Raw genomic sequence first — 24,743 nt, forward strand, 5'->3', positions numbered from 1 at the left:
GATGATGGGCGGCGTGGCGTTCGCGCTGCTCGCTGCACTGGCGGCGGTCGCGATGAGCGGTGGCTCGTCCGACGAGATGGGCTATCTTTACACCGATCTCGACCCCACGGCGGCGCAGGCGATCACCGAGAAGCTGCGCGCGCAGAACGTGCCGTACTCGCTTTCGGGCGACGGCACTGCGGTGCTGGCCCCGGAAAATCGCCTTCCCGAACTGCGTATGAGTATGGCGGGCGAACAGCTGGGCGGTACGATCGGTTACGAGGTGCTCGACACCCAGCAGGCCTTCGGGGTCTCTTCCTCCCGTGAAAAGATGAATGAGACCCGCGCGATCGAGGGCGAGCTTGGGCGTTCGATCGCGACCTTGCAGTCGATCGTCAACGCTCGGGTCCATCTGGTCATGCCCGAACGCGCGCTGTTCGCGCCCGAAGCGCGCAAGGCCAGCGCATCCGTGACCGTGAAGACCCGCGGCAAGCTGTCGTCCGGCAATGTCGAGGCGATCCGCTATCTGGTCGCCGCCGCCGTGCCCGAATTGTCGCCCGAATCCATTTCCATCGTCGATCAGACGGGGGCGCTGCTGGCGCGCGCCGGGGAGGCTGGCGAGGCTGGCGCGAGCCAGGCCGACGAACGCCAAGTCGCCACCGAAGCCCGCATCCGCACCCAGATCGAGGCCCTGCTCGAACCGATTGTCGGCGTGGGCAAGGTCCGCGCGGAAGTGTCGGCAAACATCGACCGCGATCAGACCCGTGAAGAGGCGGAGGTGTTCGATCCGGATACGCAGGTGATTGCACGCCAGATCTCTGTCGAATCGGGCGATCAGAATCGTGAGAACGCAGGGGCCACGCCAGGGGTCACCGTTGGCGCGCAGCTCCCTGAGGGTGGCGATGTCATGGGCGGCGGCGGCGACACCCGCGAAAGCGCCCGCAACGAAACATCCGAAGACATTACCTTCCAGAACAGCAGCCGTCGGACGCTGACCACCCGCATGCCGGGCAAGGTTTCTCGCCTGACCGTGGCCGTGATGGTCGATGGCGGCGAACAGGGCCTGCCTGCGCCGCAGGTGCAGCGCCTGACCCGGTTGGTCGAGAACGCGGTCGGCTATGATGCAGAGCGTGGCGACAGCGTGATCGTGGAGAGCATGCCCTTCGCGCAGCCCGACGAAATTGCCGATGCCGAAGGAGACTTTTGGTCCGACCTTCCGCTTGGCCAGCTGTTCGATCTGGGTAAGCTGCTGGTCATCGCGGTGGTCGGCCTGTTCGTCCTGCGTATGCTCCGGCCCAAGTCCGAACCCGCCCTCGCCGCCGGCCAGCTGCCGCCTCCCGGGCAGGGCGTGATCGATCTCACGCCCGATGGGCGGGGTGGCGACGAACAACTCGAAAACGACGGCCCCCCCGCGCTGAGCGGGCCCGAACTGGATGACGAAATCGCGCTCGCTCAAGTCGAAGGCAAGCTCAAGGCTTCCGCACTCAAGAAAATCGGTGACGCGGTTGCCGCCAGCCCGGCCGAATCCGCCGCCGTCGTTCGCCAATGGCTCAGCGCCTGAAGGATACTCTCATGACCGAAATGGACAATGACATCGCCGCCGCTCCGATCGAGCAGAACTCGGAAGCCTTCGTTGACCTGCCGTCTCTTGGAGAGACCGCTGCGCCCGAACCGCTGGAGGATCTTGCCGTGTACGAGGGTGACGGTGGCGCGCTTGGGCTCGACGCGGTCCACGAAGTGCCGGTCAAGATGCAGGCCGTGCTGGGCCGCGCCCGTATGACCGTCTCCGAACTGATGAGTATCGCTCCGGGACGCGTGGTCGAACTGGATCGCAAGGTTGGCGAACCGGTCGACATCTTCGTCAGCAACCGCCTGATCGCCCGTGGCGAGGTGGTTCTGATCGACAAAGCGCTGGGCGTGACCCTGACCGAGATCGTGCACGAAGACGACTGATGAACGGATCTCTCTCAACTCCGGTGCGCATGACGCTGGTCGGCGCGCAGCACTCGATCTTCCGGCAAGCGGCGCATATGGCGCGCGAGACGGGTGCTCTTGTCACCATGGCGGATGACGAGCGCTCGGCAATGGACCTGCTGCGTCGTGCTGGCGGGGATCTGGTGATGATCGACGTGGCGCTGGACGTGCCCGGCTTCATTGCCGCGCTGCATGCCGAACGCATCGCTGTTCCCACGATCGCATGCGGCATCGATGCCAGTGCCCAGAGGGCTGTGGCCGCCGTGCGCGGCGGCGCGCGCGATTATCTGCCACTGCCGCCCGACCGTGACCTGATTGCTGCGGCTATCATGTCCGTCGCGCGCCCCTCTCGCCAGATGATCGGCGCGTGCGAGGCGATGCGGCAGGCGATGGAGTTTGCAACGTCCATGGCCGCCACCGCGGCACCGATTCTGATCCGGGGGGAGCCGGGGACCGGCAAGGAAGTCATGGCCCGGCTGGTTCATGCCAGCTCTGGCAGAGCTGGCCATTTCGTGACCGTCGAGTGCCATGGCGTGTCGCCCGAAATGCTCGAATCGGAGCTGTTCGGTCACGAGCCGGGCGCCTTCCCTGGCGCGATCGCGCGCCGGGTGGGCCGTGTGGACGAGGCGGAAGGCGGCACGATTTTCGTGCGCGGCGTCGAAGCCCTCTGCCCGACCTTGCAGGCGCGGCTACTCGACGTGCTGCAGACGAGGCAAACCGGCACGCCGGGAAGCACCCGCCAAGGCGCGCGCCTGATCACCAGTTCAACCGTCGATCTCGGCTCGCTGGTTGAGCAGGGCCGGTTCCGCGCGGACCTGCACGCCCGGCTTGGCTTAGCGGAGATCGGGATGCCGCCGCTGCGCGCCCGGGGGCAGGACATCATAGAACTCGCTCGGCATTTCGCTGCGCAGTTCGCCGACGTTTACGCGACGCCGGTGCCCGGCTTCGATGACACGGCAGCTCGCGTGCTTGCAGGCTATACCTGGCCCGGCAATGTCAGCGAGCTTGAGACGACCATTCATCGCGCCATCCTGCTCGCGCGATCGGGCACCATCGGTGCCGAGGCGCTGGTGCACGCCGATGGTTCGCCGATCGAGCCTGACCGTCCGGTCGGCGAAGACGGTCTCCATGTCGAACAGCTGGTCGGCCATACGGTCGCCGAGGTCGAACGCGAGCTGATCCTCCACACGCTGGAGCGGTGCGGCGGCAATCGGACGTCTGCCTCGTCGATCCTGGGCATTTCGGTGCGCACGATGCGCAACAAGATCAACAGCTTCGTTCAGGCGGGCATCAGCGTCGCCCCGTCCAAGTAATACCCTCGTAACAGGTCGCCCGTGCCATGCCCCAGAATCTGACCAGCTTCCTCGAACGCATCGGTGCCAACCGCGATCTCGCGCTGGCGATCGGTGTGATCGGCATCATTGCGATGCTGATCCTGCCGATGCCGGCGTGGTTGCTCGATTTCGGGCTCGCGATCTCGATCACGCTGTCGGTGATGATCCTGATGACCTCGCTGTTCATCGAGAAGCCGCTGCAGCTTTCGGCATTTCCGACGATCCTGCTGATCGCGACCATGCTGCGCCTGGGCCTGAACCTCGCCTCGACCCGGCTGATCCTGGGCCACGGGCACGAAGGGCCACAGGCCGCAGGCGGCGTGATCGGCGCTTTCGGGCAGTTCCTGATCGGCGGCGAGACCGTCATCGGCCTCACCATCTTCATCATCCTGGTGGTGATCAACTTCGTCGTCATCACCAAGGGCGCCGGGCGCATCGCGGAGGTCGCCGCGCGTTTCAGCCTCGATGCGATGCCGGGCAAGCAGATGGCGATCGATGCCGATCTTGGCGCGGGGATGATCAACGAGGAACAGGCGCGTGCGCGGCGTCAGGAGCTGGAGGCGGAAAGCGGCTTCTTCGGCGCGATGGACGGTGCCTCAAAGTTCGTGAAGGGCGATGCCATCGCCGGGCTGCTGATCACCGCGATCAACGTGATCGTCGGGCTGATCGTCGGCGTGGCGATCCACGGCGTCGAGTTCGGCGAAGCCTTCACCACTTATACTCTGCTGACGGTCGGTGACGGACTGGTCAGCCAGATTCCGGCGCTGATCGTCTCGACCGCTGCGGGCCTGCTCGTCTCGAAGGGCGGTATGTCGGGCAAGACCGGCAATGCTCTGGGCGAACAGCTGGGCCGTTATCCCAAGGCGTTCGCCATGGTGTCCGTGCTGATGGGGGCGTTCGCGCTGCTGCCCGGTTTCCCCTTTCTGCCCTTCGCCTTCGTGTCCGCCGCCAGCGGCTATTACGGCTGGTGGGCCAGCCGCAAGCACAAGCAGCAGCTTGCGCACGAACAGGCCGAGAAGGCCCAGGCCGAGATCGCTTCGGCCGAATCCGAGGAACCCATCGCCAATACTATCGCAATCGACGCGGTGCGGGTTGAGCTGGGCTATGGCCTGCTGCCGATCATCAAGGGTTCGGCCGCCGAGCCGCGGCTCGACGATCAGGTGCGCGCGCTGCGCCGCCAGATGGCGACCGATTACGGCTTCGTGCTGCCTGCGGTGCGGATCATCGACAATATGGGGCTGGGCGCGCACGACTACCGCGTCTTCATCCGCGAGACCGAGGTCGCGGCGGGCGAGCTGCGGCTCGACAAGCTGATGGTGATTAACCCGGGCGGCGGCGATGTCGGCCTGCCGGGCGACCCTGCGCAGGAGCCGGTGTTCGGCCTGCCCGCGCTGTGGATCGATCGCGAACTGCGGGACGAGGCGGGCCTGCGCAATCTGACCGTGGTCGACTGCGGCACCATCGTCACCACCCATCTGGCGGAACTGGTGAAGGACAATATCGCCGAGCTTCTGTCGTACACCGAAACGCAGAAACTGCTGAACGAGGTGCATACCGACGCGGAGAAACTGGTCGCCGACCTGGTGCCTGCGAAGATCAGCATCTCGGGCATCCAGCGGATCCTGCAGAACCTGCTCGCCGAAGGGGTCTCCGTGCGCGACATGGCGACCATTCTGGAAGCGATCGCGGAGACCGCTCCGCTGACCCAGAACCTGACCCAGATCACCGAGCACGTCCGCGCCCGGCTGGCCCGGCAGATTTCCGCCCAGCAGACCCGCGACGGCTACATCCCGATCCTGACCCTGTCGCCCGACTGGGACCAGCAATTTGCCGAGAGCATCATCGGGGAAGGGGACGAACGTCACCTCGCGATGGCTCCATCCAACCTGCAGCGCTTCATCACCCAGGTGCGTGAACTCTACGACACGCTGGCCGCGAGGAACGAGATTCCGTGTCTTCTCGTCAGCCCGTCGATCCGCCCGTTCGTGCGCTCGATCATCGAACGCGTGCGCCCTGCGACCGTGGTTCTCTCGCAAAACGAGATCCATCCGCGCACCCGCGTTCGTTCGGTTGGCAGCATCGGTCAACAAAATGTGCTCGAAGCGCCCTGATCGCTTTCATCATCCTATAATGCTCTTAGGCGCCCCCCGGGCGAAAGGACCGCATGACCCAACTCCTCTCGCTTGTTCCCGGCAACAGCTCCCCTTCTGGATTGTCTGGGGGCGCCACCCCATTCCCTTCGCAAGGCCCCTCCTTCGCGGCATTGCTGACTGCGCCTTCGTCGCAGCAGGCGACGCAACTGAGCGGGTTTGCAGGCCTGCGCAATATGCCGGGCATGATCCTCGACGGTAGCCAGCAGCTTGCGCGCCCTGGTGTGATCCCGGGCCAGCTCGCCGCTGCGTCCGGCATGGCGGGCCAGACATTGATGCCCGATCCCGCAATGCCGCCGGTGGCGACCCTTGTCGCGGCCGACGTGTCTGCCCAGCCGGTCGATGCGCCGCCCGCCGATAATCCCGGGCAGAGCGCCATCCAACTCGCCGATCTCCAGCCTTCGCCGGATGGCGAGCGCTTGCCGACGTCGCTGGGCGTCCAGGCCGAGGGGGACAGCCCCGCGATTGCGCCGGATGAACAGGTGCGCGATGCGGAGCCCGTCTCGCAGCCCAACCCTGCCCGCCCAGATCCGATCTCGCAGCCGATTGCGCAATCGGTTGCGCAACCGATTGTGCGGGCAACGCCCGAGCAGGCTCTCGAACAGCCCGCCCCGCCTGTCGGTGAAAACACCGACACCGCGATCGAACAGGTGCCCGTTCACACGGATGCTGAGCCTGTGCCGGTCGATCAGCCCGAGAGCGATCCCGACGTCGTCCCGAGCGCGGATGATATGCCGGAGACGGCGGATGGGGTCGTTGTGGCGATGCCCGCAGATGCTGTGGCCGAGGCGGTCCCTGCGTCCCCTGCGCGGCAGCCTTCTGTGGTTTCGGATGAACCCACGGCGGACGATATTGCTCAGGACGACAGCAACATTCCGGTGTCCGCTCGTGACGCTCGCCAGGCGCCCGATGCCGCTGCGCCCCGCTCCACGGCGGCCCAGGCACCTGAAAACGGTAACACCGGCGATTTTGCCCAGCTCGTGAAAGAGAATGGCGCAGATGCCGCCGCCCCTGCAAGTGAAGGCGGGGAGGGCACGGCTGACATGCTGGCCCAGACCCGGCTTGATCCTGCCAAGCCGGCTCTAGACACCGTCAGGCCCGCCGCCTCGGTTCCCGGAACCGTCTCCGCCCGGCCGGGCGAGATCGGGCATCAGCTTGGCGTCGAGATCGCCCGGCGCAGCCTCGATGGCAAGGATAGCCTGACCATTCGCCTCGATCCTGCGGAAATGGGCGAGATTCATATCCGCCTGCAGTTCGACGACAAGGGCACGATGCGGGCGCATGTGACCGCAGAGAGCGCCGCGGCGCTGGATATGCTGCGGCGCGATAGTGGCGATCTGGTCCGTGCGCTGGGCGATGCTGGCGTGCGTACCGATGGCCAATCCTTCCAGTTCGAGGCGCGCAGCCAGGGCCGCGGCGACCAGCAGGGCCAGCAGAACCGCCCCGAAACTCCTTCCGGTGCGAACACCGCACAATCCGAAACCGAGGGCGATGACGGCGCGCAGCCAGCCCGCGCGAAGCGCCTCGGTAGCGGAAGCCTAGATCTCTTCGCTTGAGGACCAAGACATGACAGTAATTTCCTCGATGACGTCCGGCGTGCAGGGCAATGGCGCCGGCGGTGCGGCGGGAGCCGAACTGAACGCCAATTTCGACATGTTCCTGAAACTGCTGACCACGCAGATGCAGAACCAGGATCCGCTCGATCCGATGGAAACCTCCGAATATACCCAGCAGTTGACGCAGTATTCGCAGGTCGAGCAGTCGATCCAGCAGACCGCCGCGCTAAAGGATATTCTCTCTGCGCTTTCGACACAGGATATCGCCCAGTCGGCGAACTTCCTGGGCCAGCGCGCGGAACTCGACAGCAGCACCGCCGGCCTCTCTGGGGAAACGCCCGCGCAGTGGGCCTGGTCTGCCGATCGCCCGATCCAGAGCCTGACCGCGACCATTACCGATGCGCGCGGAAGCGTGGTCGAAACGCGCGAACTCGATCCGGCGACCGCTGGCAATTTTGTGTGGGATGGTTCGCTTACCGGCGGTGGCTCGGCCTCGGAGGGGGCCTATACGCTCTCGCTCAGTGCGGTCGACGGCGCAGGGCAGGACGTGCCGGTGGGCGTTCGCAGCACCGGTGTCATCGACGAGGTGGTGACGCGCAATGGCGCGGTGTTGCTGGGCATCAACGGCCTGAACTTCCCTGCCTCCGTGCTGGCTCGGGTGGTCGCAGGTCAATAAAGATTGTGCGAGCGCGTCCCTGCGCCCGCGCAATCCTCTATAATGTAACAAGGTCGGCAGTTTCCCAGTCTCCCTCTGCCAGGCCTGACTTCCGGGGCACTCTCCACCTCCCTCTTGCGGCGTAGAGATGCGGTTCCGTCTCTCGCCCGCCCCGGAGGTCAATTTTTTCATTCTTTTGCAGACAATGCCACCGGATTGCCGGGCGATGACCGCGTGCAATTTTGCGCCGCTCGTTCGCCCGTGCCCGTGGCCGCGCTGACCCTGTGCAAGTCTGAGATCTGGGCCCCGGATCGACCTTGTTCGACAGCAACCTGGGCTGCCCCGCGACAGACGCCTCGCAGTCAGTGAAGGTAGGACTGCCGCCTCCGGCCCAGCTCGCGCGCATGCGCGCAGACTATGCACAGCTCGGCGTATACGCGATCCCACAATGCCAGGACGATCCTGAGCGGTTCATCAGCATTGAGCTGGTCGATGATCACCGCTGCCTCAGGCTCGGGCTCCAGCTGGAAGCGGGTCGGAAAGGCGCCCCCGATCTCTTCTTCGGGCATGGTGCCCGGCACGGCAAGGCGGGCCGACATGATGTAGCCGAGCAGGATATCCGCGCCGTAGGCATCGAGCATGACCTGGCCCGACTGCGGGGCATTGGGTCGATCTATCAGAATCAAGGCCCCACCGGGATGGGGCTCTACGCTGATCCGCACGACTTCCCCGTAGGGATCGGCAATTTCGCGAATGCGGGGAAAGTTCGTCGCCAAGGGTACTGATACCTGCCTGATGTTCTTGCTGCCGCATTCGGCAGCGTCGGCGGCGCTTCATGCATCGCGCGACGGGAAAACAAAAGGGGCCGGACTTGCGCCCGGCCCCAGGTGGCCTTCCCCCCGGAAGGGGAAAGACTTCGTCGACCGATTAACGGAAGAGCGAAGTGATCGTCTGCGGCGCCTGGTTGGCGATCGACAGAGCCTGGACACCCAGCTGCTGCTTGACCTGCAGGGCCTGCAGCTTGGCCGATTCCTTGGCCAGATCGGCATCGACGAGGTTGCCGATACCGCTCTCGATCACGTCGGACAGCTTGCTGTTGAACGACAGCTGCCCTTCGATCTTGCGCGAAGCCGAACCCAGAGTGCTCAGCGTCGACGTCACCGTGGCGGTCACGGTGGCGATTTCGGTCAGTGCAGTATCGGCATCGGCTTTGGTGCCGAGGCCGGTACCAAGGGCGGTGGTGACGTTGGTATCGAAGGCCTGGTTGGCCACGCCGATCGTGCTCGTCGTATCGAGCGACTGCAGCGCGGAAACCTTGCCGGTCGAGGTCGCGTCATCCTTCAGAACGTTCGTGCCGTTGAACTCCGACGAAGCGATGATCGTGGTGATCTGCTCCTTCAGAGCCGTGTAGTCGGCGTTGATCGCGGTACGGCTTTCAGCATCCAGGCCGTCATCTGCCGCCTGAATAGCCTTGGCCTTCATCTGATTGAGGACGTCGGAGATCTGCTCCGCACCCGCAATCGCCACATCGACGGTGCTCTTACCCCGGTTGAGCGAGGAATTGACCGCCGAGAGACCACCCACGTCGCCGCGGAGAGACTGTGCAATCGTGAACGATGCCGAATCGTCCTTGGTCGATGCGACGTTCAGGCCGGTGTTGATACGGCTCTGAACCTGCGACAGACCCTTGTTGGTCTGGTTCAGGCTCTGCAGAGCAGCCATCGCGCCGGTGTTGGTATTGACTGAGAACGCCATTTTTCATTTCCTTCTTGGATAGGCGAACCGCATTCTGCGGTCCCGGCCAGAAGCGCTGGCCACGACGCACAACAAAAACTGCGGTGCGCCTTTCATTCTGGAAAGAAATGGCACCCCATCCCAAGCGGATCGGCAGATATTTTTGCCGTTCCGCGCCGCCGTCTCAGAACGGGAACAGCGCTTCGTAGATCTGCTGGCCCCAGCGCGCCTGCTGCACATCGGTTAGCTGGCCGCGTCCGCCATAGCTGATCCGCGCCTCGGCGATCTTGCCGTGCTGGATGGTGTTGCCCTTGGCGATGTCCTGCGGTCGCACGATGCCGGTCACGATCAGTTCGCGCAGCTCGAAATTGACGCGCATCTCCTGCCGTCCGCGGATCACCAGATTGCCGTTGGGCAGCACGTCGGTGACGATCGCCGCCATCGTCATGTTGATCGTCTCGCTGCGGGTGGTGCTCCCCTGACCGCCCGAGGCCGAGTTCGACGTTGCATCGACCGCCTGTGCAGGATTGCCGGGGAGGAGGTCCTGCAGGCCGAGCAGGGCGCCGATACCCATGCTTTCCGAGCCACTGCGAGAGCGCGAGGTCGAATTGCCGAACTCGGCCTTGTCGGCGATGTTGATCTCGACCGTCAGGATGTCGCCCACGCGCGAGGCGCGCTGATCCTGAAACAGTTCGCCAGCGCCGGCGCGAAACAGCGAGGCGTTGGGGGCCTGAGCTTGGGCAGGAGCTTGCGGAGCGGGCGCGGTCGGCACGGTTCCACGCATCCGGACTGGGTCCGTGCTTGCGATGGACGGCTCGTAAGCAGGGGTGGTGTAGGCCTCTACCGGCGACATGGACGGTGCCTTGCCGACATTCTTGAGGCGATCGATCGTGCCGCAACCCGACAGCAGCGACGCCGTAACGGCGATCGTAACGACTTTTTTCATCTGAGTTTCCTTGGCTTGTGGCTCAGGGGGCGAGCACACGAACGGTGCCGGCGCCTTCGACGACACCCTGAAGCGTCTGGTTGGTGGCTTCGCTGAAGACGCGCACCTGCTCGCCCAGCGCGGCATCGGCCAGCGCGCGGCCCATGGCGGTGATCGTCAACGCGCCTTCGCGCACGCTGATCTTGACCGTCTCGCCCCGCTTGACGAGCCGCGGTTCGGCGAGGTCGCTCGCGCGCACCGGCATTCCCGCGCGCAGCGTGCGCCGCGCCTCCATGCCTGCCGCCTGCTGCGCGGCGAGGCTTCCCCGCGCCTGCGCGGCGGTGACTTCCTCGGGCGCGAAGTCGCGCTCCGACAGCAGGTCGCCGCGCTGGATCGGGCGGGTGAGAACGTCTGCCACCACGCCATCGCCCGTGCTCTGTGCATGGAGCGCGCCGCATGGCAGCAGCGCCAGCCCGGCGAGCAGCGGGGCGGTGAGAAAGAAACGCCGGGCCATCAGCGCAGCTGGCTCGTCGTGCCGAGCATTTCGTCGGCGGTCTTCACCACCCGGCTGTTCATCTCATAGGCGCGCTGTGCGGTGATGAGTGCGGTGATTTCCGCGACCGGATTGACGTTGGAGGCTTCGACGAAACCCTGCGCCACGCTGCCGAAGCCGGGCTCGCCCGGCGCGGCGATGGTCGGCTCGCCCGAGGCTGCGGTGGCGAGGAACAGGTTGTCGCCCTTGGCTTCCAGCCCGGCTTCGTTGACGAAGGTGGCGAGTTCGATCTGGCCGACGGTCTGCATCTCGGTCTCGCCGGCGATCTTGATCTGGACCTCGCCCGTGCGCGACACCGCGACATCGACCGCGCCCTGGGGAATGGTGATTCCCGGCTCCACGACGAGGCCCTGCGAGGTGACCAGCTCGCCCTGGTCGGACAGCTGGAAGGTGCCGTCGCGGGTATAGCCGATCTCGCCGGTCGGCATCTGGACCTGGAAATAGCCAAGGCCCTGAATCGCCAGGTCGAAGCGGTTGTCGGTCTGGACCAGCGCGCCCTGTTCGGCGATGCGATAGACGCCGCCGGTGCGCACGCCTGCGCCAATCTGGATGCCCGTGGGTGCCCGCGCCTCGGGTCCGGCGGAAGAGGCACCGGGGCGCGAGACCTGCTGATAGAGCAGATCCTGGAACTGGGCGCGCTGACGCTTGAACCCGGTGGTGTTCATATTGGCGATGTTGTTGGAGATGACGTCGACATTGGTCTGCTGAGCAAGCATGCCGGTGCCGGCGATCGAGAGCGAACGCATGATTTTCTGTCCTTCTTCGATATTGTCTGGGTGAGGGCGATCAGCCGACGCGGCCGAGCCGGTCGAGCGCGCGCTTGCGCATGTCGTTGAGGCTTTCGGCCATGCGCACGCTGCTCTGGTATTTGCGCAGGATGTCGATCATGGCGGTCGTTTCCACGATCGGCTGGACGTTCGACCCCTCGACCCCGCCGCTGCGCAACTTGGTTTCCTCGGCGGGGAGCACGCGGCCCTGCGCGCCGGAATAGAGTCCGTCGCCCGTGGGGACGAGGCCGCTCTCGTCGTCGAATACGGTGACTGCCAGTCGGCCGAGCGGCCCACCGGCGCCCATCACGCTGCCATCGGCGGCGATCGAGACGCGGCCGGCCTCTTCCGGGGGCACCACGATCGGCTGCCCGCCTTCGTCGAGCAGACGCTGCCCGCCTGCGGTGGCAAGTTCGCCGGTTTCCAGAATACTGACGAAGCCCGCCCGCGTATAGGCCGTGCCTGCCCCATCGGGCAGTTCGACCGCGAGATAGCCCGGCCCCTCGATCATCACGTCGAGCGGATTGCCGGTCGGCTGGAACGCGCCGGGCGTCATGTCGTGGATCGCGCGGAAGTCGAGCACGAAAGAGGTCGGCTTCGCATCGTCGATGATCGCCTCGTCCGCGCGCTCCACATATTCGCGGAACATCGGCTGTTCGCGGCGAAAGCCGACGGTCGAGGTGTTGGCCAGATTATTGGCGACGATGTCCATCCGTCGCCTCAGCGCCTGTTCCTGGCTGAGCAGAACGTATGAGGAAATATCCATCGGCTTGCCGCTCCGAAAAAACTGCTTCGAAAATCGCCACTGGGCAAATCTTGCCGGGTGACGATCCTATAATAGGAGAAAATCACCGCCGACGTTTCGACCGCCGGCTTTTGGTAAAGAAAGGCATTCGAGCCATGACCACCGAGACGCAGGACGAGGCCAAGCCTGAAGAGGGCGCAAAGCCGCCGCGCTTTTCCAAGAAGAAAAAGATCATTGCCGCGGCGGGCGCTGTGCTGCTGGTCGGCGGTGGTGCCGGGGCCTTTCTTATGGGCGGCGGCGGCGATGCCGAGGCCAAGGAGTCCGGCGATCATTCGGGCAAGGAAGCCAAGAAGGATGCGGGCCACGGCGAAAAATCGGGTGGTGGCCACGGCGAAGAGGGCGGGAGCGGGCTGGTCGAAGTCGCCCCGCTCATGGTCAACCTGCGCACCAATGATGGCCAGGCCCGGTTCCTGAAGCTGCGTATCATGCTGGCACCGGGCTCGCCCGAGGATGCTACGACGATCGAAGAGAACCTGCCGATGATCATCGATCGCTACCAGCCGTTCCTGCGCGAACTGCGCCCGGAAGATCTGGCCGGATCGGCGGCGGTCTACCGGCTCAAGGAAGAACTCATTTTGCGCGCAGCGGACACGGTGGGCGAGGGCGTGGTCGCCGACGTTCTTATTCAGGACATGGTCCAGCAGTGATGACCGACGACGATTTCGAAGAGTTCGACCTTCCCGATCCCCCGGCAATGGACATGCCGGAGGGGGCGACGTTCGACCAGGCCAGCATCGATGCGCTGTTCGGCGATTCCAGCTCGGACCTGCCACAAAAGAGCGGCCTGCGCGCAGTGATCGAATCCCGCGTCGTCAGCCATGCCCGGCTGCCGATGCTGGAGGTGGTGTGCGAACGCATGGTCCGTTCCTTCGCCACCAGCATGCGCAACCTTACTTCGGACGCGATCGAGGTCTCGCTCGACGATATTGCCTCGGTCCGCTTCGGCGACTTCATGAACCGCGTTCCGCTGCCTTGCATGATCGCCGTATTCAAGGTGCCTGCGTGGCAGGACTACGGTCTGGTCACGATCGAGGCGAACCTGATCTATGCCGTGGTCGATGCGCTGCTGGGCGGACGCAAGGGCGCTGCCCCGCGCAAGATCGAGGGGCGCGCCTTCACCACGATCGAGACGACGCTGGTATCGAAGATGATCGAGCTGGTGCTGCGCGAATTCAGCACCGCATTCGAACCGATCGCGCCGATTACGATGGAGCTCGAACGGATCGAGACCAGCCCGCGTTTTGCGGCGATCGCAGGCCCCACCAACGTCGCATCGGCCGCAACCTTCGCCGTCGATATGGACGGGCGGGGCGGCAACTTCACCATTCTGCTCCCCTTCGCCACGCTGGAGCCGGTGCGCGGCAAGCTGTCGCAGCGCTTCATGGGTGAAAAGCTTGGCGGCGATAACACCTGGCGCGATCACATGCGCAACGAGATTCTCCGGACCGAGGTCGAAATCTACACCGTCCTTGGCGAACGGGAGATGCGGCTCGCCGACGTTCACTCGCTGGAAATCGGCCAGACGATCCCCTTCGACGTGACGCCGGACGACCCGTTCGAGGTCTGCTGCGGGGGCGTGCCGCTGGCACGGGCGCAGATCGGTCGCCAGCGCAATCACGTCGCCATCGGCATCGTCGACACCATCAAACAGGGTCAATCGCAATGAGCTTCACCGTCTTCACCAATGTCATCACGGTCCTCTTCTGCATCGCGGTGCTCATCCAGAGCGTACGGATGATGCGCAGCCTCAAGCAGGTTCGCGAGGGCCAGCTCGATCGTACCGTTGGCGCTCTCGATACGGCCACGGCGAAGGCGCAGGGCGTGCTTTCGGAGCTGAAGCAGACACTGTCGATCGAAGGGACGGCCCATGCGCGCGCGCTGGGCGATGCGCGCGAGGTGCGCGAAGAGCTCCATCTCATGATCGGCATTGCCAATGCGATGGCGGAGCGCCTGATCGAGGCCGCCTCCGTTGGCTCGGCTCAGGAAACCAAAGCGGCCAAGGTGGCCAAGGCGACCCGTCCGGCGCGCACGCGCAGCACCAAGCCGACGCAGTCCAAGGCCGATACGCCCAAGGCGACCAAGGCCGCAGATGCGAAGACCAAGAGAGCTACGAGCACGAGCGCCACCGCTCCAAGTGCAAAAGCTCCGAGCGAGAAGACACCCTCCGCAAAGCCCACCACCGCGCAGCCCACTGCCGCCACCGCGACCGCAGCGAAGGCTGTGGCGACCAAGAAGACTCCGGCCCGCACGTCGCGCAAAAGCTCCACGCGTGCTGCCGGTGTTAAGGAAGCAGCATGACCATCAAGCGCCCCTCTTTGCTGATGCTGATGGCAGGTGCCGCCGCGCTCTCGACGCTGGCCCACGGCGTCAGCGCCTCGGGCACAGGCGAGGAGAAGGCACCGGCCAAGGCGTCGCAGTCGCGGCTTGGCTCTGCCATCCAGTCGGAACTGAGCGAAAAAAGGCAGACCGCCAAAGAGCGCGAACGTGCGCTCGACCTGCGCGAACAGGCGATCAGAGCGTCGGAGAAGCGGCTGAAGGACAATCTGCAGAACCAGCAGCAGCGGCCCCAAACCGATGGCGCGGCCGCGGCCAAGGCCGACGCAAAAGCCGATAAGGCGGCCGAGGAGGCAGAGACGCTCGATCAGTTGGCGCGGATCTATCAGTCGATGAAGCCGAAGCAGGCGGCGGTGGTTTTCGAACAGCTGGACATCGATGTGCAGATCGCCGTGGCGCGCAAGATGCGCGAGCGCTCGACCGCGCAGATCCTCGCTGCGATGACGCCGGCGGCTGCGGCGCGGCTGAGCATGGCGCTGGCGGGCAAGCGGCCTGCGCCGCCCAAACGGGTAAGGTCCGAACCCGTCGGGTGAGCTGAACGCTCGCCCGGCAGCAATAACGTTAACTGGAAGCTGAGGGTCAGGAGGTTCGGGCAGCCACCTCTACCAGCAGCACCCTGTCGATCCCTTCGTAGCGTGCGTGCAGGGCTTCGGTCAGTTCGTCCGACAGCCGCTGCGCATCCACCGCCAGGAATGGCGACGCCCGCAGGCGGGAAAACTCTGCCCCCGTGGCGAGGGCTTCGGCACGCAATCCCGGCAGCTCTGCGGCAATTTCCTTGGCCGCCTCGGCGTCGTGCGCCTCCAGCACGATGCGGAATCGCAAGGTACCCTGAAGCTTGGCACCATCGACTATCGGCACCGCGATCGCCTCCATATCGATCAGGTCCTCGGCGGCACCCTTGCCGCCGCCGCCTGCCCCCGAGGCGCTGCTAACAGGCACCGCAGCGAGGAGGGCGCCGCCCAGCAGGAGTTTCTTGCTATTCATGTCGCGCTGCCAATCTGTTCGAAAAAGGGGTGCTGCAGCCGGCCTGCAAGCCGGTCTCTCCCCTATAATAGAGGATATCCCGACCGGAGCGGACATGAGCTACGACCAAAAACCCAGCCGCATCAAGCTTGTCAGCACTGGCGGGTCGGCGCGCGCGCCTCAAAATGCGCCCACCGACACACAGCCGCTGCAGCAGGCAATCGAAGAAGCACAGCGGCCCGAGGTCGAAGTCGCGCCCGCTCGCCGCTTCTCGATCCTGTCCGCAATTCTGTTCCTCGCCGGTTGCGCCGTTGGTGGCGCGGGTCTCGTCGCCTGGCCGCATCTGGTCGGCTGACACATTCATGCGCAAAATCGTAGCTCTGTCTGCCACCTTGACGCTGGCGTTGGCCGCTTCGGCATTTGCCGAAGACGGCACGCATGGCCATGAAAAACCCGCCGACGGTCAGGCCGAGGCAGACGCCGCCACCCAGGGCGATGGCCCGCTCGACGCGCCTACCGGGGACGCGATGCCGAGCGTTCGGCTGCCCGGCTTCGCCGCCGCGCTGGCCAACCAGCCGCTGGCTCGGGATGCCGACGGCTGGCCGGTCGTGTCCGACCACGAGGCGTGGCAGGCGATCGCGGCCAGCAACGAACAGACGCGCCAGGCGGCCCGGTGGCGCTATGCGCGCAGCCTGATCGGCAAGGGCCGCGCGGCGGAGGCCTATGGCGTGCTCGTCACGATGGCGAAGGACGATCCCGATCTCTCGCTCGTCCCGGCGCACCGGCTTGCGCTCGGGGCCACGCTGGTGGAACTCGACCGGCCGATGGACGCGCTCGATATGTTGGCGACCGAGCAGCTCGCGCAGAACCCCGAAGCGTGTGCCTGGCGGCTGCGGGCGATGGCGGCGCTGGACATGACCGCCGAGGCGGTCGGCGAGTGGACCTGCGCGCGGGGGGCTATCGCTTCGCGCACTCCGCAGCAGGGTGGATCCTTCCTGCTCGCCGCGGCGCAGGCCGCGCTCGATGAAGGACGCCCGCGTAGTACGCTCGCTTTGCTCAAATATCTCCCCGATGCAGACCCCGAGGCCAATCTGATCCGTGGTCGCGCGCTCTTCAGGCTCGGCAGCGAGCAGCAGGCGCGGCTCAGGCTCGACCGGGCTGCGGATAATGGCTCCCAAGAACAGCAGATCGATGCGCGGATCTCTTTGCTCGAAGGGCTGGTCGCGCAACGCCGCGCCAAACCGGGAAAGGCGCTCGAGCAGCTTGAACGGCTCGGCTACGTCTGGCGTGGCGGGTCGCTCGAACGACGGGGGCTCAAGCTGCGATTTTCGCTGGCTGAAGAGCTGCATGACGACCGTGCGGCGCTGGCCGCCGGTGCGGCGCTCCTGCGCTATCATCCGGTATCAGTCGATACCGGTGAGATGCTGCAGGTGCTGCAAGGTCGGCTTCAGGCGATCCTTGCGCCGGATAGCAAGGTACCCCTGCCTGAGGCGGCGGGGTTGTTCTGGGATTACCGTGATCTCAGCCCGAGCGGGGCTGGCGGCGATCTGCTGGTCAGTCGACTGGCCGATCGGCTGCAGGGCGAGGGGCTGTATGAACGCGCGGCGGAACTGCTGGACTATCAGCTGATGGCCCGGGCCAAGGACGTTGCGCAAGGCCCGCTCTCTGTCCGGGTGGCGAAACTCTATATTCTGGCAGACAAGCCGACCGATGCCGTGCGGGCGCTGCGCGCTACCGATGGCAATATCTATCCCAACCCGATGCTGTGGGCACGTCTGCGGATAGAGGCGGTCGCGCTGCACAAGCTGGGACGGACCGACGAGGCGCTGGCGGTTCTCGACGGGGTGCCGCAAGGCGATGCCATTCGCGACGAGATCGAATGGGGGCGCCAGAACTGGCAGGCACTGACCGGTTCGGACGAAGTGTTACCTTCGCAAAGCGGGGGCCTGACCCAAGTGGAGCAGACCGTCGTCCTCCGGCGCGCTGTCGCGCTCGCCATGCTGGGCCGCGAGACGTCCCTGCAAAGCTTGCGCGCGCGCTATGCCACCGCCTTTGCCGGGAAGCCGACTGCGGCCGCGTTCGATCTGCTGACAGGTCCGGTTGAAGATCTGAATCCTGCCGCAGTTTCGCAGGCCATGGCCGCTATGCCGACTGCGAGCCCGGCGGGCGAATTCGCCGACCTGCTGGCGGGCGAAACCCGCAAGGCAAAGACCAAAACCAAAAAATCCTAGCTAGCGCGCGGGGGCGGCATGGCTTGCCATGCATCCCCCGCGCGTAGTCGCTGGCCTTTGGCTAGAGGTACTTGGTGAGATTGAGCTGGCTGAGCTGTGCGAAGACGGAATAGCTCGCCTCCAGCGTCGCCTTCTGCTGCGCGAGATCGACCGCGACCTGGCCCAGATCCGCGTCTTCGTTCGCGGCGATGATGTCGCTGAGGACCAACGATCGCTGTTCGGCACGTTCGCCGAGCGTTTCCACGCGCGCCTGCTTGCGCCCGTTTTCGGCATTCGCAGCGCGCAATCCGACAGAGCCCGTATCGATCTGCACGAGTGCGTCCTGCAAGGCGGTTTTCTGTGCATCGGTCAGCCGTTCGCCGATCGGGCCGGCGGCCGCCAGAGTGCGAAACGCTTCGTAGATTTCTGCACCGAGATCGCTGGCCGTAATGCCATATGTTACCGAAGTGCCCTCGGAGAGATGCGCGACGGCGCGCACATCGTCGTTCCTGAACGCGTCGGACGCCGGCGTGGCGGCCACGTCGGCCAGGCTTTCGGGGGCGAAGGGCAGCACATCGGTGCGCGAGCCGCCGAATAGTGGGATACCGCCTTCCTTGGCGTTGAGGCTGCTGCGGAACTGTTCGAACGCGCCCTTTATCGTTTCCTGCAGGCCCGAGGAATCTTCCGTCCCGATCGCGGTTGCCATGCGGGTGCGCAGGTCGATCAGGGTGTTGTCGAGGCCGGTGACGTGCGCATCGTAGATCGCGAGCGAAGTGGTCACGTGCTTGGAGACGACCGCCTGCGCCTCCTGCTTGGCGAGCATCGAGCGTGCCGACATAGTGCGCACGGCTTCGGTACCCAGGCCCGCATAATCCTGCGCCTTCTTGCCGGTCGACAGCGAGGTCTGCGTCTTGGCGAGGTTTTGCTGAGCGCGCTGGATGGCATCGGCCATCGTGCGTTGCAGCGGAATGGTGGCAACCCGGGTCATTGGATGTCCTTTCAGCGGACCATATCGAGGAGAGTGTCGTACATTTGGGTGGCGGTCGTCATGACGCGCGCGGCGGCGGAATAGCTGTTCTGGAGGACCACCATCTGCGAGAGTTCCTCGTCCAGATTGACGCCGGAGAAGCTGTCGCGCCGGTTGATCGCGTCGTCGCGCCGCGCAGCGGCATCCACCAGCATGTCCTGCGCGCGCGCGGCCTGGGTTCCGGCGCGGCCCATCAGCAGGCTGGAGAAACGCTCGATCGTCGCCGACCCGGCCTTGCCGAAGTCGATCGGCTTACCCAGCGCTTCGACAAGGGCACCGGCAACCCGCGTGTCGCCACCGCCCAGCGCAGGCTCACCAACGGCGGCATCCGTCCGCAGGCGGGAGAGCGGCAGCCGGTCGCCGCTGGCCAGCACGTCGCTTCGCACGCCTGCTTTGTTCAGCCCGCTGGCACCGCCGGTCAGCCCGGAGAGCGCGGTAAAGGATACGCCGGTGCCGAAGCGGTCGGTCGAATCCGTGGGGATGGAAAGCAGTGAACCGCTGGCCCCCGGGCTGGGCGTAAAGGATATGCGGCCCCGGTCATCCAGCGCAAAACTGCCGAACTTTGCCAGCGGGCTCTGCCCCAGCTCGGTGACCAGATCGCCCATGGTGGGGCCGACCGTGCCGGTAAGCGTCGTGGTCGCGAGAGAGCGGCCGGTGGCATCGCGCAGCACCAGCTGCGCGGACTGTCCGGCGCCGAACCCGTGCGGATCGCTGGCGACGAAACCCGGCGCGACGAGCGTTGCGGACTCGCTACGGACCACGTCGTTGAGGCCGAAATAATGCGAGAAGCCGTTACCCGCGCGCGCGCTTGGCGGATCGCCCTGCGCCACCGCGACCCCATTGCTGCCGCTTGTGGCGACGAAGGACAGGCGCCCGTCCTGCAGGGCAACGGTGGCATTGCCTGCCAGACCACCATTGATCGCGGCGATGGCATCGTCGACGGTAGCCAGTGGCCCCAGTGCGTCGAAATCGACCGTGGTGCTCGCGACGAGAATGCCGCTCTTGTCGGTTACCGCGAAGGTTGCCTGTCCGGTGAACCCCAGGCGGTCGCCGCCAATCAGCCCGGTAGGTCGGCCGTCAAGCCGGTTGGGAGGCGGGACCGCGGTGCCCGAGTTGGACACCGAATTGAGGGTTTCGGCAAGCCCGCCGAACAGCGAACCAAGCTGGTCGGAGAATTCCGGCAAGGCACGATCGCGCAGGTCGAGCAGGCCGCCAAGCTTGCCGCCAATGGCAGAAGAATCGAGCTTCTCGCCCGTCGCAGTGGTCGGCTCACCCGCCTCGTTGGTGAAACGGATATCGATCACCGGGTAGGTCGGCTGCGCAACCCCGTCGCCGGGGCTGGGGTACGACAATTTCCGAAGTCGCCCGTCGAGCAGAACTGCACCAGTGGCGGAATCGATATTGACCCGCCCATCGGGCTGCTCACGGATGGATACCTTCATCAGTCCGCTCAATTCCTCGAGCGCGGACATGCGCTGATCCTCGGCCCCGCCGGCGCTGCGGCCAAGACCGCGAAGCTGCGCAACAGTAGCGTTCAGGCCATGGATCCGTTCGAGCAGGTCGTTGACCGTTTCAATCGAGTAGCCGACTTCCGATTCAACATCGCCACGCAGCACCTGGATATCGTCGTCGAGCTGGCGGATGGAGCCGATGGCATCCTGCACCTCGGCGACGAAGCTCGCCGCGTTCTGCGGCGCGCTTCGTCCGCTCGTCAGCGCGATCGCCGATGCACTGATCGCGTCGAGCCGCGCGGGCACGCCGCTTTCGGCCCCCGGTGCGCCCAGGAATGCCTGCAAGCGATCCATGTAGTTCGCGGTCACCTCTGCGCGGCCCATGTCGCCCGCGCGAAGATATACCGTCTGCTCCAGAAAGCGGTCGGCGATCCGGGTGGGCTCGCCGATCACGACCCCGTTGATACGGCCCTGGGTCACACCCGTAGAGAGGGATACGCGCTCGCGCGCGTATCCCGGCGTACTGATGTTGGCGATGTTGTTGGATACCGATTTGATGCCGGCCTGCGACGCCGACAGGCCGGACACCGCCGTTCCCAGGATATTGCTCAGCGACATTAATCAGTTCCTCGCCCGACCAGGCTCTAGCGCTTGAGCGCGCTGACTTCCTGGAGCATGTCGTCGACCGTGGTGATGATCTTGGACGATGCGCTGTAGGCCCGCTGGAAGCGGATCATGTTGGTGAATTCCTGCGCCAGATCGACGTTGGATGCTTCCAGGGTGCCGGCCGAAATCGTGCCGCCGCCCAGCTCTCCCGGGCGCCCGATGGCGACATTGCCCGACTGCTGAGAGACAGTGTAGGCATTGCCCGGCAGGCGCGAGAGACCGTCCGGATTGGCGAAGGTCGCCATCGGCAGCTGGAACACCGGACGCGAGGTGCCATCGTCGAAGACGGCGCTGACGATACCGTCCTTGCTGACTTCCACCGAGACGAGATTGTTAAGCATGCCGCCGTCGGTGCTGGATGCGATCAGCGCCGAGCTGCTGCCGAACTGGGTCAGACCGTCGAGCCCGTCCTGACTGCCAAGGTTGAGGTTGATCGGAGAGGAGCCGGCCTGGTTGGCCCAGGAGACGTTGAGCGTTCCGAACAGGGCAGGCGAGGAGTTGGCGAGATCGAGGCTGCCGTCGGGGTTGAAGGCGACGTTGCCGCTGGCCAGCAGGCCGTTGGCCGCGGTCACATCGGCGGGGTCGCCATAGATCTCTGAAACCCACTGGTTGGGGCCGGTCTTGACGAAACCCATCGTTACCTGATGGCCGCCACCCTGTGCATCGAAAATTTCGAAGGTGCGAGAGAAATGCGGCTCCAGAGCGCCGGTCGCCATATCGCCTGCGGCATAGGCACCGGTGAACGGCTCCTGCGTCGATTGCAGGTTGATGCGAGCGGTCAGGCGGGTGGTGGCCGTGGCGGTGCCGGTCAGCCCGCTCAGTCGGACAGGTTCCAGCTCGCTCACGCCGCCGGTGCTGGTGTAGCCGCCGGTCGTGTCCAGCCGCCAGCCCTGCAGGAAATAGCCACCAGTATTGCGCAGATAGCCCTGCTCGTCCGGGCGGAAAGCCCCGGCGCGGGTGAATGCGATGCCGCTATCGGCGCCGCTGCCCGTGCGGGTGACGAAGAAACCGCCCCCGTCGATGCCCAGATCGGTCTGGCTGGAGGCTGCCTGGAGGAGCCCCTGCTTGGAAATCATCGCGCGGGGTGCCGCCGCAACGCCGCCAGCCGAATAGCTGCTCTTCAGGCGTCCGTCCGTGACGAGAGTGCGAAAGTCCGCCTCTGCGCCTTTGTATCCCACGGTGTTGATGTTGGTGATGTTGTCGGCAACCGTCGCCATCGCGCTCGATTGGGCACCGAGGCCGGACACACCGGCGTACAGGGCAGAATATAGGCTCACTGAATTGCAACTCCTGCTTGGCGGGCACGCGCCCGGTCACAAGAGCATTGTAGGAGAGCGGCATAGGCAAACCCAAAAGCAGGCAATTTTTTCCGACCCGGCCCCGGCACCACTCGCACCCCTCTATAATGGTCCCATCAATCAGAAGGGACATGCGATGCTCCATATTACTCTTCGCGAAGGCGAAAAGGTCGTCATCAACGGTGCGGTGCTGCGCTCGACCGGTCGCGCAGAGATCGTCGTCGAAAACGCTGCGGCAATCCTGCGCGGGCGCGACGTCATGTCGCCCGCAGAAGCGAACACTCCGGCGCGCCGGCTCTATTTCGCGTGCATGATGGCTTATCTCGATCCGGCCAACCTGACCCAGTATCAGGGCCGCATCCTTTCGCTGTTCGAGGATCTCGTCGAAGCGGTGGAAGCACCCGAAGCAAAGGCGCACTGCGTGTCGTTCGCGCGCAGCGTCGCCTATTGCGATTTCTATCGCGCGCTCAACGATTGCCGCGCCCTGATCGCCTACGAAACCCAGGCGCTGGCCCGTTTCGCCCCGGTCGAAGAGGCCGAAACCGTCCAAGCGGCCAACGCGGCCTGATCCTTTCGCCATGCAGACGCTGGCATCCGCCGCGCGGGCAATCCGCGCGTTTCCGCCCGATCGGCACTTCGGCTCCGTCGCCGCCGTACGCGGCGCGCTGATCGAGGTCGAAGGGTTGGTCGGCTCCGCCCGCATCGGGTCGCGCATAGCGATCGAGTGCGAGGGCGGGACCGTGGATGCAGAGATCACCGGGCTCGACCGGCAGACCGCGCATTGCCTGTCGTTCAACGATCCGCACGGGATTGCCACTGGGACCCGCGTTGACCTGATGCCAGGGCAGTCGATGCTGCGACCGACCGACCAGTGGCTGGGCCGCGTGGTCGACGGGCTTGGTCGCCCGATGGACGACAAGGGACCGCTTCCTGTCGGCCCTGAAGCGCGCCTGTTCAAGGCCGACCCGCCGGCAGCTGCCAACCGCACCCGCGTGGGGCGCAGGCTTGAAACGGGAGTGCGCTCGCTCGACCTGTTCGCGCCGCTTTGCCGGGGGCAGCGGCTGGGACTGTTTGCGGGCTCGGGCGTCGGCAAGTCGACCCTGCTGTCGATGCTGGCGCGCTGGGTCGAAACCGACATCGCGGTGATCGGCCTGATCGGCGAGCGTGGCCGCGAAGTTCAGGAATTCATCGAGGACGATCTGGGGCCGGAAGGCTTGGCGCGCAGCGTCGTTGTCGTCGCGACCTCCGATTCACCGGCCCTCATGCGCCGTCAGGCGGCGTGGACCACCCTCGCCATCGCCGAGCACTTCCGTGATGCGGGCCGCGACGTGATGTGCCTGATGGATTCGGTCACCCGCTTCGCCATGGCGCAGCGCGAGATCGGCCTTGCCAATGGCGAGCCCCCGGCGACCAAGGGATATACGCCCACCGTTTTCGCCGAACTTCCGCGCCTGCTCGAACGCGCGGGGCCCGGCGGTCCCGGTCAGGGATCGATCACCGGTCTGTTCAGCGTGCTGGTCGACGGCGACGATCACGACGAACCGATCGCCGATGCGGTGCGCGGCATTCTGGATGGTCACATCGTCATGTCGCGCAAGATTGCCGAGCGTGGTCGCTTCCCCGCCATCGACATCCTCAAATCGGTCTCGCGCATGCTGCCCGACTGCCACGCGGAGGAAGAAAACCGGCTGCGCCTCGCGGCGCTGCGGCACCTGTCCAATTATGCCGACATGGAAGAGCTCGTCCGGCTGGGTGCCTACAAGTCCGGCTCGGATGCAGAGGTGGACGAAGCAATCCGCCTCGCGCCGGCGATCGAGGACCTGCTGAAGCAGCGCAAGGACGATCGCGGATCGCTGGCCCACAGCTTCGCCCGGCTCGCCGAACTGATGACGGAGACTTCGCAGTGAAGACGCCCTTCGACACCGTCCTGCGCATGCGGCGGCGGGAAATCGACCGCACCCGCATCGCCATTCACATGGAAACCACGCGGCTCACGGAGATCGATCAGCAGAGCCGCGCGCTGGAGGAAGAGCTGGCGCGCGAGTACGAGGTCTGCGCGCAGAGCTGGGCCTCGTCTGCCGAGGCATTTGTCCGGCGCAGGATGGCGCAGCAGGCGGACCTGGTGGCGCAGCGCGTCGCCGTATCGGAGGAAATCGGCCGCCTGCGGCGCGAGGCGGTCGACGCCTATGGTTCGCAGCACGTGCTGGAAAACGCCGCCGAGGCGTTTCGAGACGACCATCGGCGGCAGCAATCGCGGGCCGAGCAGCGCGAAACGGACGATCTGTGCGCGGCGCGCGTGGTTCCCGCCACGCGCACACGGACCAAGCCTACCATTCCGCAGCTTACGGCCCGGTGACGTGCG

25 protein-coding genes are annotated in these 24,743 nt (G+C 65.5%); 15 read left to right on the forward strand and 10 right to left on the reverse strand.

Annotated features, from left to right (window positions below):
• Positions 1-4: 4 nt before the first annotated feature.
• The 6 genes from fliF (at position 5) to K7H93_RS10070 (ending at position 7,669) form a co-directional block, all read left to right on the forward strand.
• Positions 5-1,540 carry a flagellar basal-body MS-ring/collar protein FliF gene (gene fliF / locus K7H93_RS10045; protein ID WP_230783764.1) on the forward strand — a complete coding sequence of 512 codons (1,536 nt, stop codon included), beginning with the start codon at positions 5-7 and terminating at the stop codon, positions 1,538-1,540.
• 20 nt (positions 1,541-1,560) lie between these two features.
• Positions 1,561-1,932 (forward strand): flagellar motor switch protein FliN, encoded by a 372-nt coding sequence (fliN, locus tag K7H93_RS10050; protein WP_050775848.1) that lies wholly within the window; start codon positions 1,561-1,563, stop codon positions 1,930-1,932.
• Positions 1,932-3,266: a sigma-54-dependent transcriptional regulator gene (locus K7H93_RS10055; protein WP_230783493.1), complete on the forward strand. Its 1,335-nt coding sequence runs from the start codon at positions 1,932-1,934 to the stop codon at positions 3,264-3,266. The genes fliN and K7H93_RS10055 overlap by 1 nt, the downstream gene beginning before the upstream one ends.
• 26 nt (positions 3,267-3,292) lie before the next feature.
• Positions 3,293-5,398, forward strand: coding sequence for a flagellar biosynthesis protein FlhA (gene flhA, locus K7H93_RS10060; protein WP_230783494.1), 2,106 nt, complete (start codon positions 3,293-3,295; stop codon positions 5,396-5,398).
• Between the two features lie 215 nt (positions 5,399-5,613).
• Positions 5,614-6,993 (forward strand): flagellar hook-length control protein FliK, encoded by a 1,380-nt coding sequence (locus K7H93_RS10065; protein ID WP_230783495.1) that lies wholly within the window; start codon positions 5,614-5,616, stop codon positions 6,991-6,993.
• 10 nt (positions 6,994-7,003) lie between these two features.
• Positions 7,004-7,669, forward strand: coding sequence for a flagellar hook assembly protein FlgD (locus K7H93_RS10070; protein WP_230783496.1), 666 nt, complete (start codon positions 7,004-7,006; stop codon positions 7,667-7,669).
• 341 nt (positions 7,670-8,010) lie between these two features.
• On the opposite strand, the gene K7H93_RS10075 is transcribed toward K7H93_RS10070, so the two are convergent.
• The 6 genes from K7H93_RS10075 to K7H93_RS10100 form a co-directional block, all read right to left on the reverse strand.
• Complete coding sequence (locus tag K7H93_RS10075; RefSeq protein WP_230783497.1) at positions 8,011-8,424, reverse strand: hypothetical protein; 414 nt, start codon at positions 8,422-8,424, stop codon at positions 8,011-8,013.
• A gap of 151 nt (positions 8,425-8,575) precedes the next feature.
• Positions 8,576-9,403, reverse strand: a complete 828-nt coding sequence (locus tag K7H93_RS10080; RefSeq protein ID WP_230783498.1) for a flagellin — start codon at positions 9,401-9,403, stop codon at positions 8,576-8,578.
• Positions 9,404-9,566: 163 nt separating this feature from the next.
• Positions 9,567-10,328, reverse strand: coding sequence for a flagellar basal body L-ring protein FlgH (flgH, locus tag K7H93_RS10085; protein ID WP_010236214.1), 762 nt, complete (start codon positions 10,326-10,328; stop codon positions 9,567-9,569).
• A gap of 22 nt (positions 10,329-10,350) precedes the next feature.
• Positions 10,351-10,821 carry a flagellar basal body P-ring formation chaperone FlgA gene (gene flgA, locus K7H93_RS10090; RefSeq protein WP_230783499.1) on the reverse strand — a complete coding sequence of 157 codons (471 nt, stop codon included), beginning with the start codon at positions 10,819-10,821 and terminating at the stop codon, positions 10,351-10,353.
• Positions 10,821-11,606 carry a flagellar basal-body rod protein FlgG gene (gene flgG / locus K7H93_RS10095; protein ID WP_010236210.1) on the reverse strand — a complete coding sequence of 262 codons (786 nt, stop codon included), beginning with the start codon at positions 11,604-11,606 and terminating at the stop codon, positions 10,821-10,823. Before flgG ends, flgA begins: the two co-directional genes overlap by 1 nt.
• A 40-nt stretch (positions 11,607-11,646) precedes the next feature.
• Entirely contained in the window at positions 11,647-12,393 is a 747-nt protein-coding gene (locus K7H93_RS10100) for a flagellar hook basal-body protein (RefSeq protein ID WP_230783500.1), read from the reverse strand.
• A 134-nt stretch (positions 12,394-12,527) separates the two neighbouring features.
• Here K7H93_RS10100 and K7H93_RS10105 point away from each other — a divergent pair, with 134 nt between their 5' ends.
• Genes K7H93_RS10105 through K7H93_RS10120 form a run of 4 tightly spaced genes read left to right on the forward strand, consistent with a single transcriptional unit; the run spans position 12,528 to position 15,299 of the window.
• Entirely contained in the window at positions 12,528-13,079 is a 552-nt protein-coding gene (locus tag K7H93_RS10105) for a flagellar basal body-associated FliL family protein (protein ID WP_230783501.1), read from the forward strand.
• On the forward strand, positions 13,079-14,098 hold the full coding sequence (fliM, locus tag K7H93_RS10110; protein ID WP_010236202.1) for a flagellar motor switch protein FliM: 1,020 nt from the start codon (positions 13,079-13,081) through the stop codon (positions 14,096-14,098). Before K7H93_RS10105 ends, fliM begins: the two co-directional genes overlap by 1 nt.
• On the forward strand, positions 14,095-14,730 hold the full coding sequence (locus tag K7H93_RS10115; RefSeq protein ID WP_230783502.1) for a DUF6468 domain-containing protein: 636 nt from the start codon (positions 14,095-14,097) through the stop codon (positions 14,728-14,730). Before fliM ends, K7H93_RS10115 begins: the two co-directional genes overlap by 4 nt.
• Positions 14,727-15,299, forward strand: coding sequence for a MotE family protein (locus K7H93_RS10120; protein ID WP_230783503.1), 573 nt, complete (start codon positions 14,727-14,729; stop codon positions 15,297-15,299). Before K7H93_RS10115 ends, K7H93_RS10120 begins: the two co-directional genes overlap by 4 nt.
• A gap of 46 nt (positions 15,300-15,345) precedes the next feature.
• On the opposite strand, the gene K7H93_RS10125 is transcribed toward K7H93_RS10120, so the two are convergent.
• On the reverse strand, positions 15,346-15,750 hold the full coding sequence (locus K7H93_RS10125) for a hypothetical protein (protein WP_010236196.1): 405 nt from the start codon (positions 15,748-15,750) through the stop codon (positions 15,346-15,348).
• On the opposite strand from K7H93_RS10125, the gene K7H93_RS10130 reads away from it, so the two are divergent.
• Both K7H93_RS10130 and K7H93_RS10135 read left to right on the forward strand, forming a co-directional pair.
• Positions 15,749-16,084, forward strand: coding sequence for a hypothetical protein (locus tag K7H93_RS10130; protein ID WP_226662287.1), 336 nt, complete (start codon positions 15,749-15,751; stop codon positions 16,082-16,084). The two genes, K7H93_RS10125 and K7H93_RS10130, sit on opposite strands and share 2 nt — an antisense overlap.
• A gap of 7 nt (positions 16,085-16,091) precedes the next feature.
• Positions 16,092-17,960 carry a hypothetical protein gene (locus tag K7H93_RS10135; protein ID WP_230783504.1) on the forward strand — a complete coding sequence of 623 codons (1,869 nt, stop codon included), beginning with the start codon at positions 16,092-16,094 and terminating at the stop codon, positions 17,958-17,960.
• Between the two features lie 61 nt (positions 17,961-18,021).
• On the opposite strand, the gene K7H93_RS10140 is transcribed toward K7H93_RS10135, so the two are convergent.
• Genes K7H93_RS10140 through K7H93_RS10150 form a run of 3 tightly spaced genes read right to left on the reverse strand, consistent with a single transcriptional unit; the run spans position 18,022 to position 22,360 of the window.
• Positions 18,022-18,927, reverse strand: a complete 906-nt coding sequence (locus K7H93_RS10140; RefSeq protein ID WP_010236188.1) for a flagellin — start codon at positions 18,925-18,927, stop codon at positions 18,022-18,024.
• A gap of 11 nt (positions 18,928-18,938) precedes the next feature.
• Positions 18,939-21,035, reverse strand: a complete 2,097-nt coding sequence (locus tag K7H93_RS10145) for a flagellar hook-associated protein FlgK (protein ID WP_230783505.1) — start codon at positions 21,033-21,035, stop codon at positions 18,939-18,941.
• Positions 21,036-21,061: 26 nt separating this feature from the next.
• Entirely contained in the window at positions 21,062-22,360 is a 1,299-nt protein-coding gene (locus tag K7H93_RS10150; protein ID WP_338080306.1) for a flagellar hook protein FlgE, read from the reverse strand.
• 157 nt (positions 22,361-22,517) lie between these two features.
• Here K7H93_RS10150 and K7H93_RS10155 point away from each other — a divergent pair, with 157 nt between their 5' ends.
• The 3 genes from K7H93_RS10155 to K7H93_RS10165 are packed head-to-tail and all read left to right on the forward strand — an operon-like array spanning position 22,518 to position 24,737.
• Entirely contained in the window at positions 22,518-22,949 is a 432-nt protein-coding gene (locus K7H93_RS10155) for a flagellar biosynthesis repressor FlbT (RefSeq protein WP_010236178.1), read from the forward strand.
• A gap of 10 nt (positions 22,950-22,959) precedes the next feature.
• Positions 22,960-24,288 (forward strand): flagellar protein export ATPase FliI, encoded by a 1,329-nt coding sequence (fliI, locus tag K7H93_RS10160; protein ID WP_230783506.1) that lies wholly within the window; start codon positions 22,960-22,962, stop codon positions 24,286-24,288.
• Positions 24,285-24,737: a hypothetical protein gene (locus tag K7H93_RS10165; protein WP_230783507.1), complete on the forward strand. Its 453-nt coding sequence runs from the start codon at positions 24,285-24,287 to the stop codon at positions 24,735-24,737. The genes fliI and K7H93_RS10165 overlap by 4 nt, the downstream gene beginning before the upstream one ends.
• The last annotated feature ends 6 nt before the right edge of the window (positions 24,738-24,743 follow it).

Origin of the sequence: Citromicrobium bathyomarinum (assembly GCF_021021475.1) — a bacterium.
In the GTDB taxonomy this organism is placed as follows: domain Bacteria; phylum Pseudomonadota; class Alphaproteobacteria; order Sphingomonadales; family Sphingomonadaceae; genus Alteriqipengyuania; species Alteriqipengyuania bathyomarina.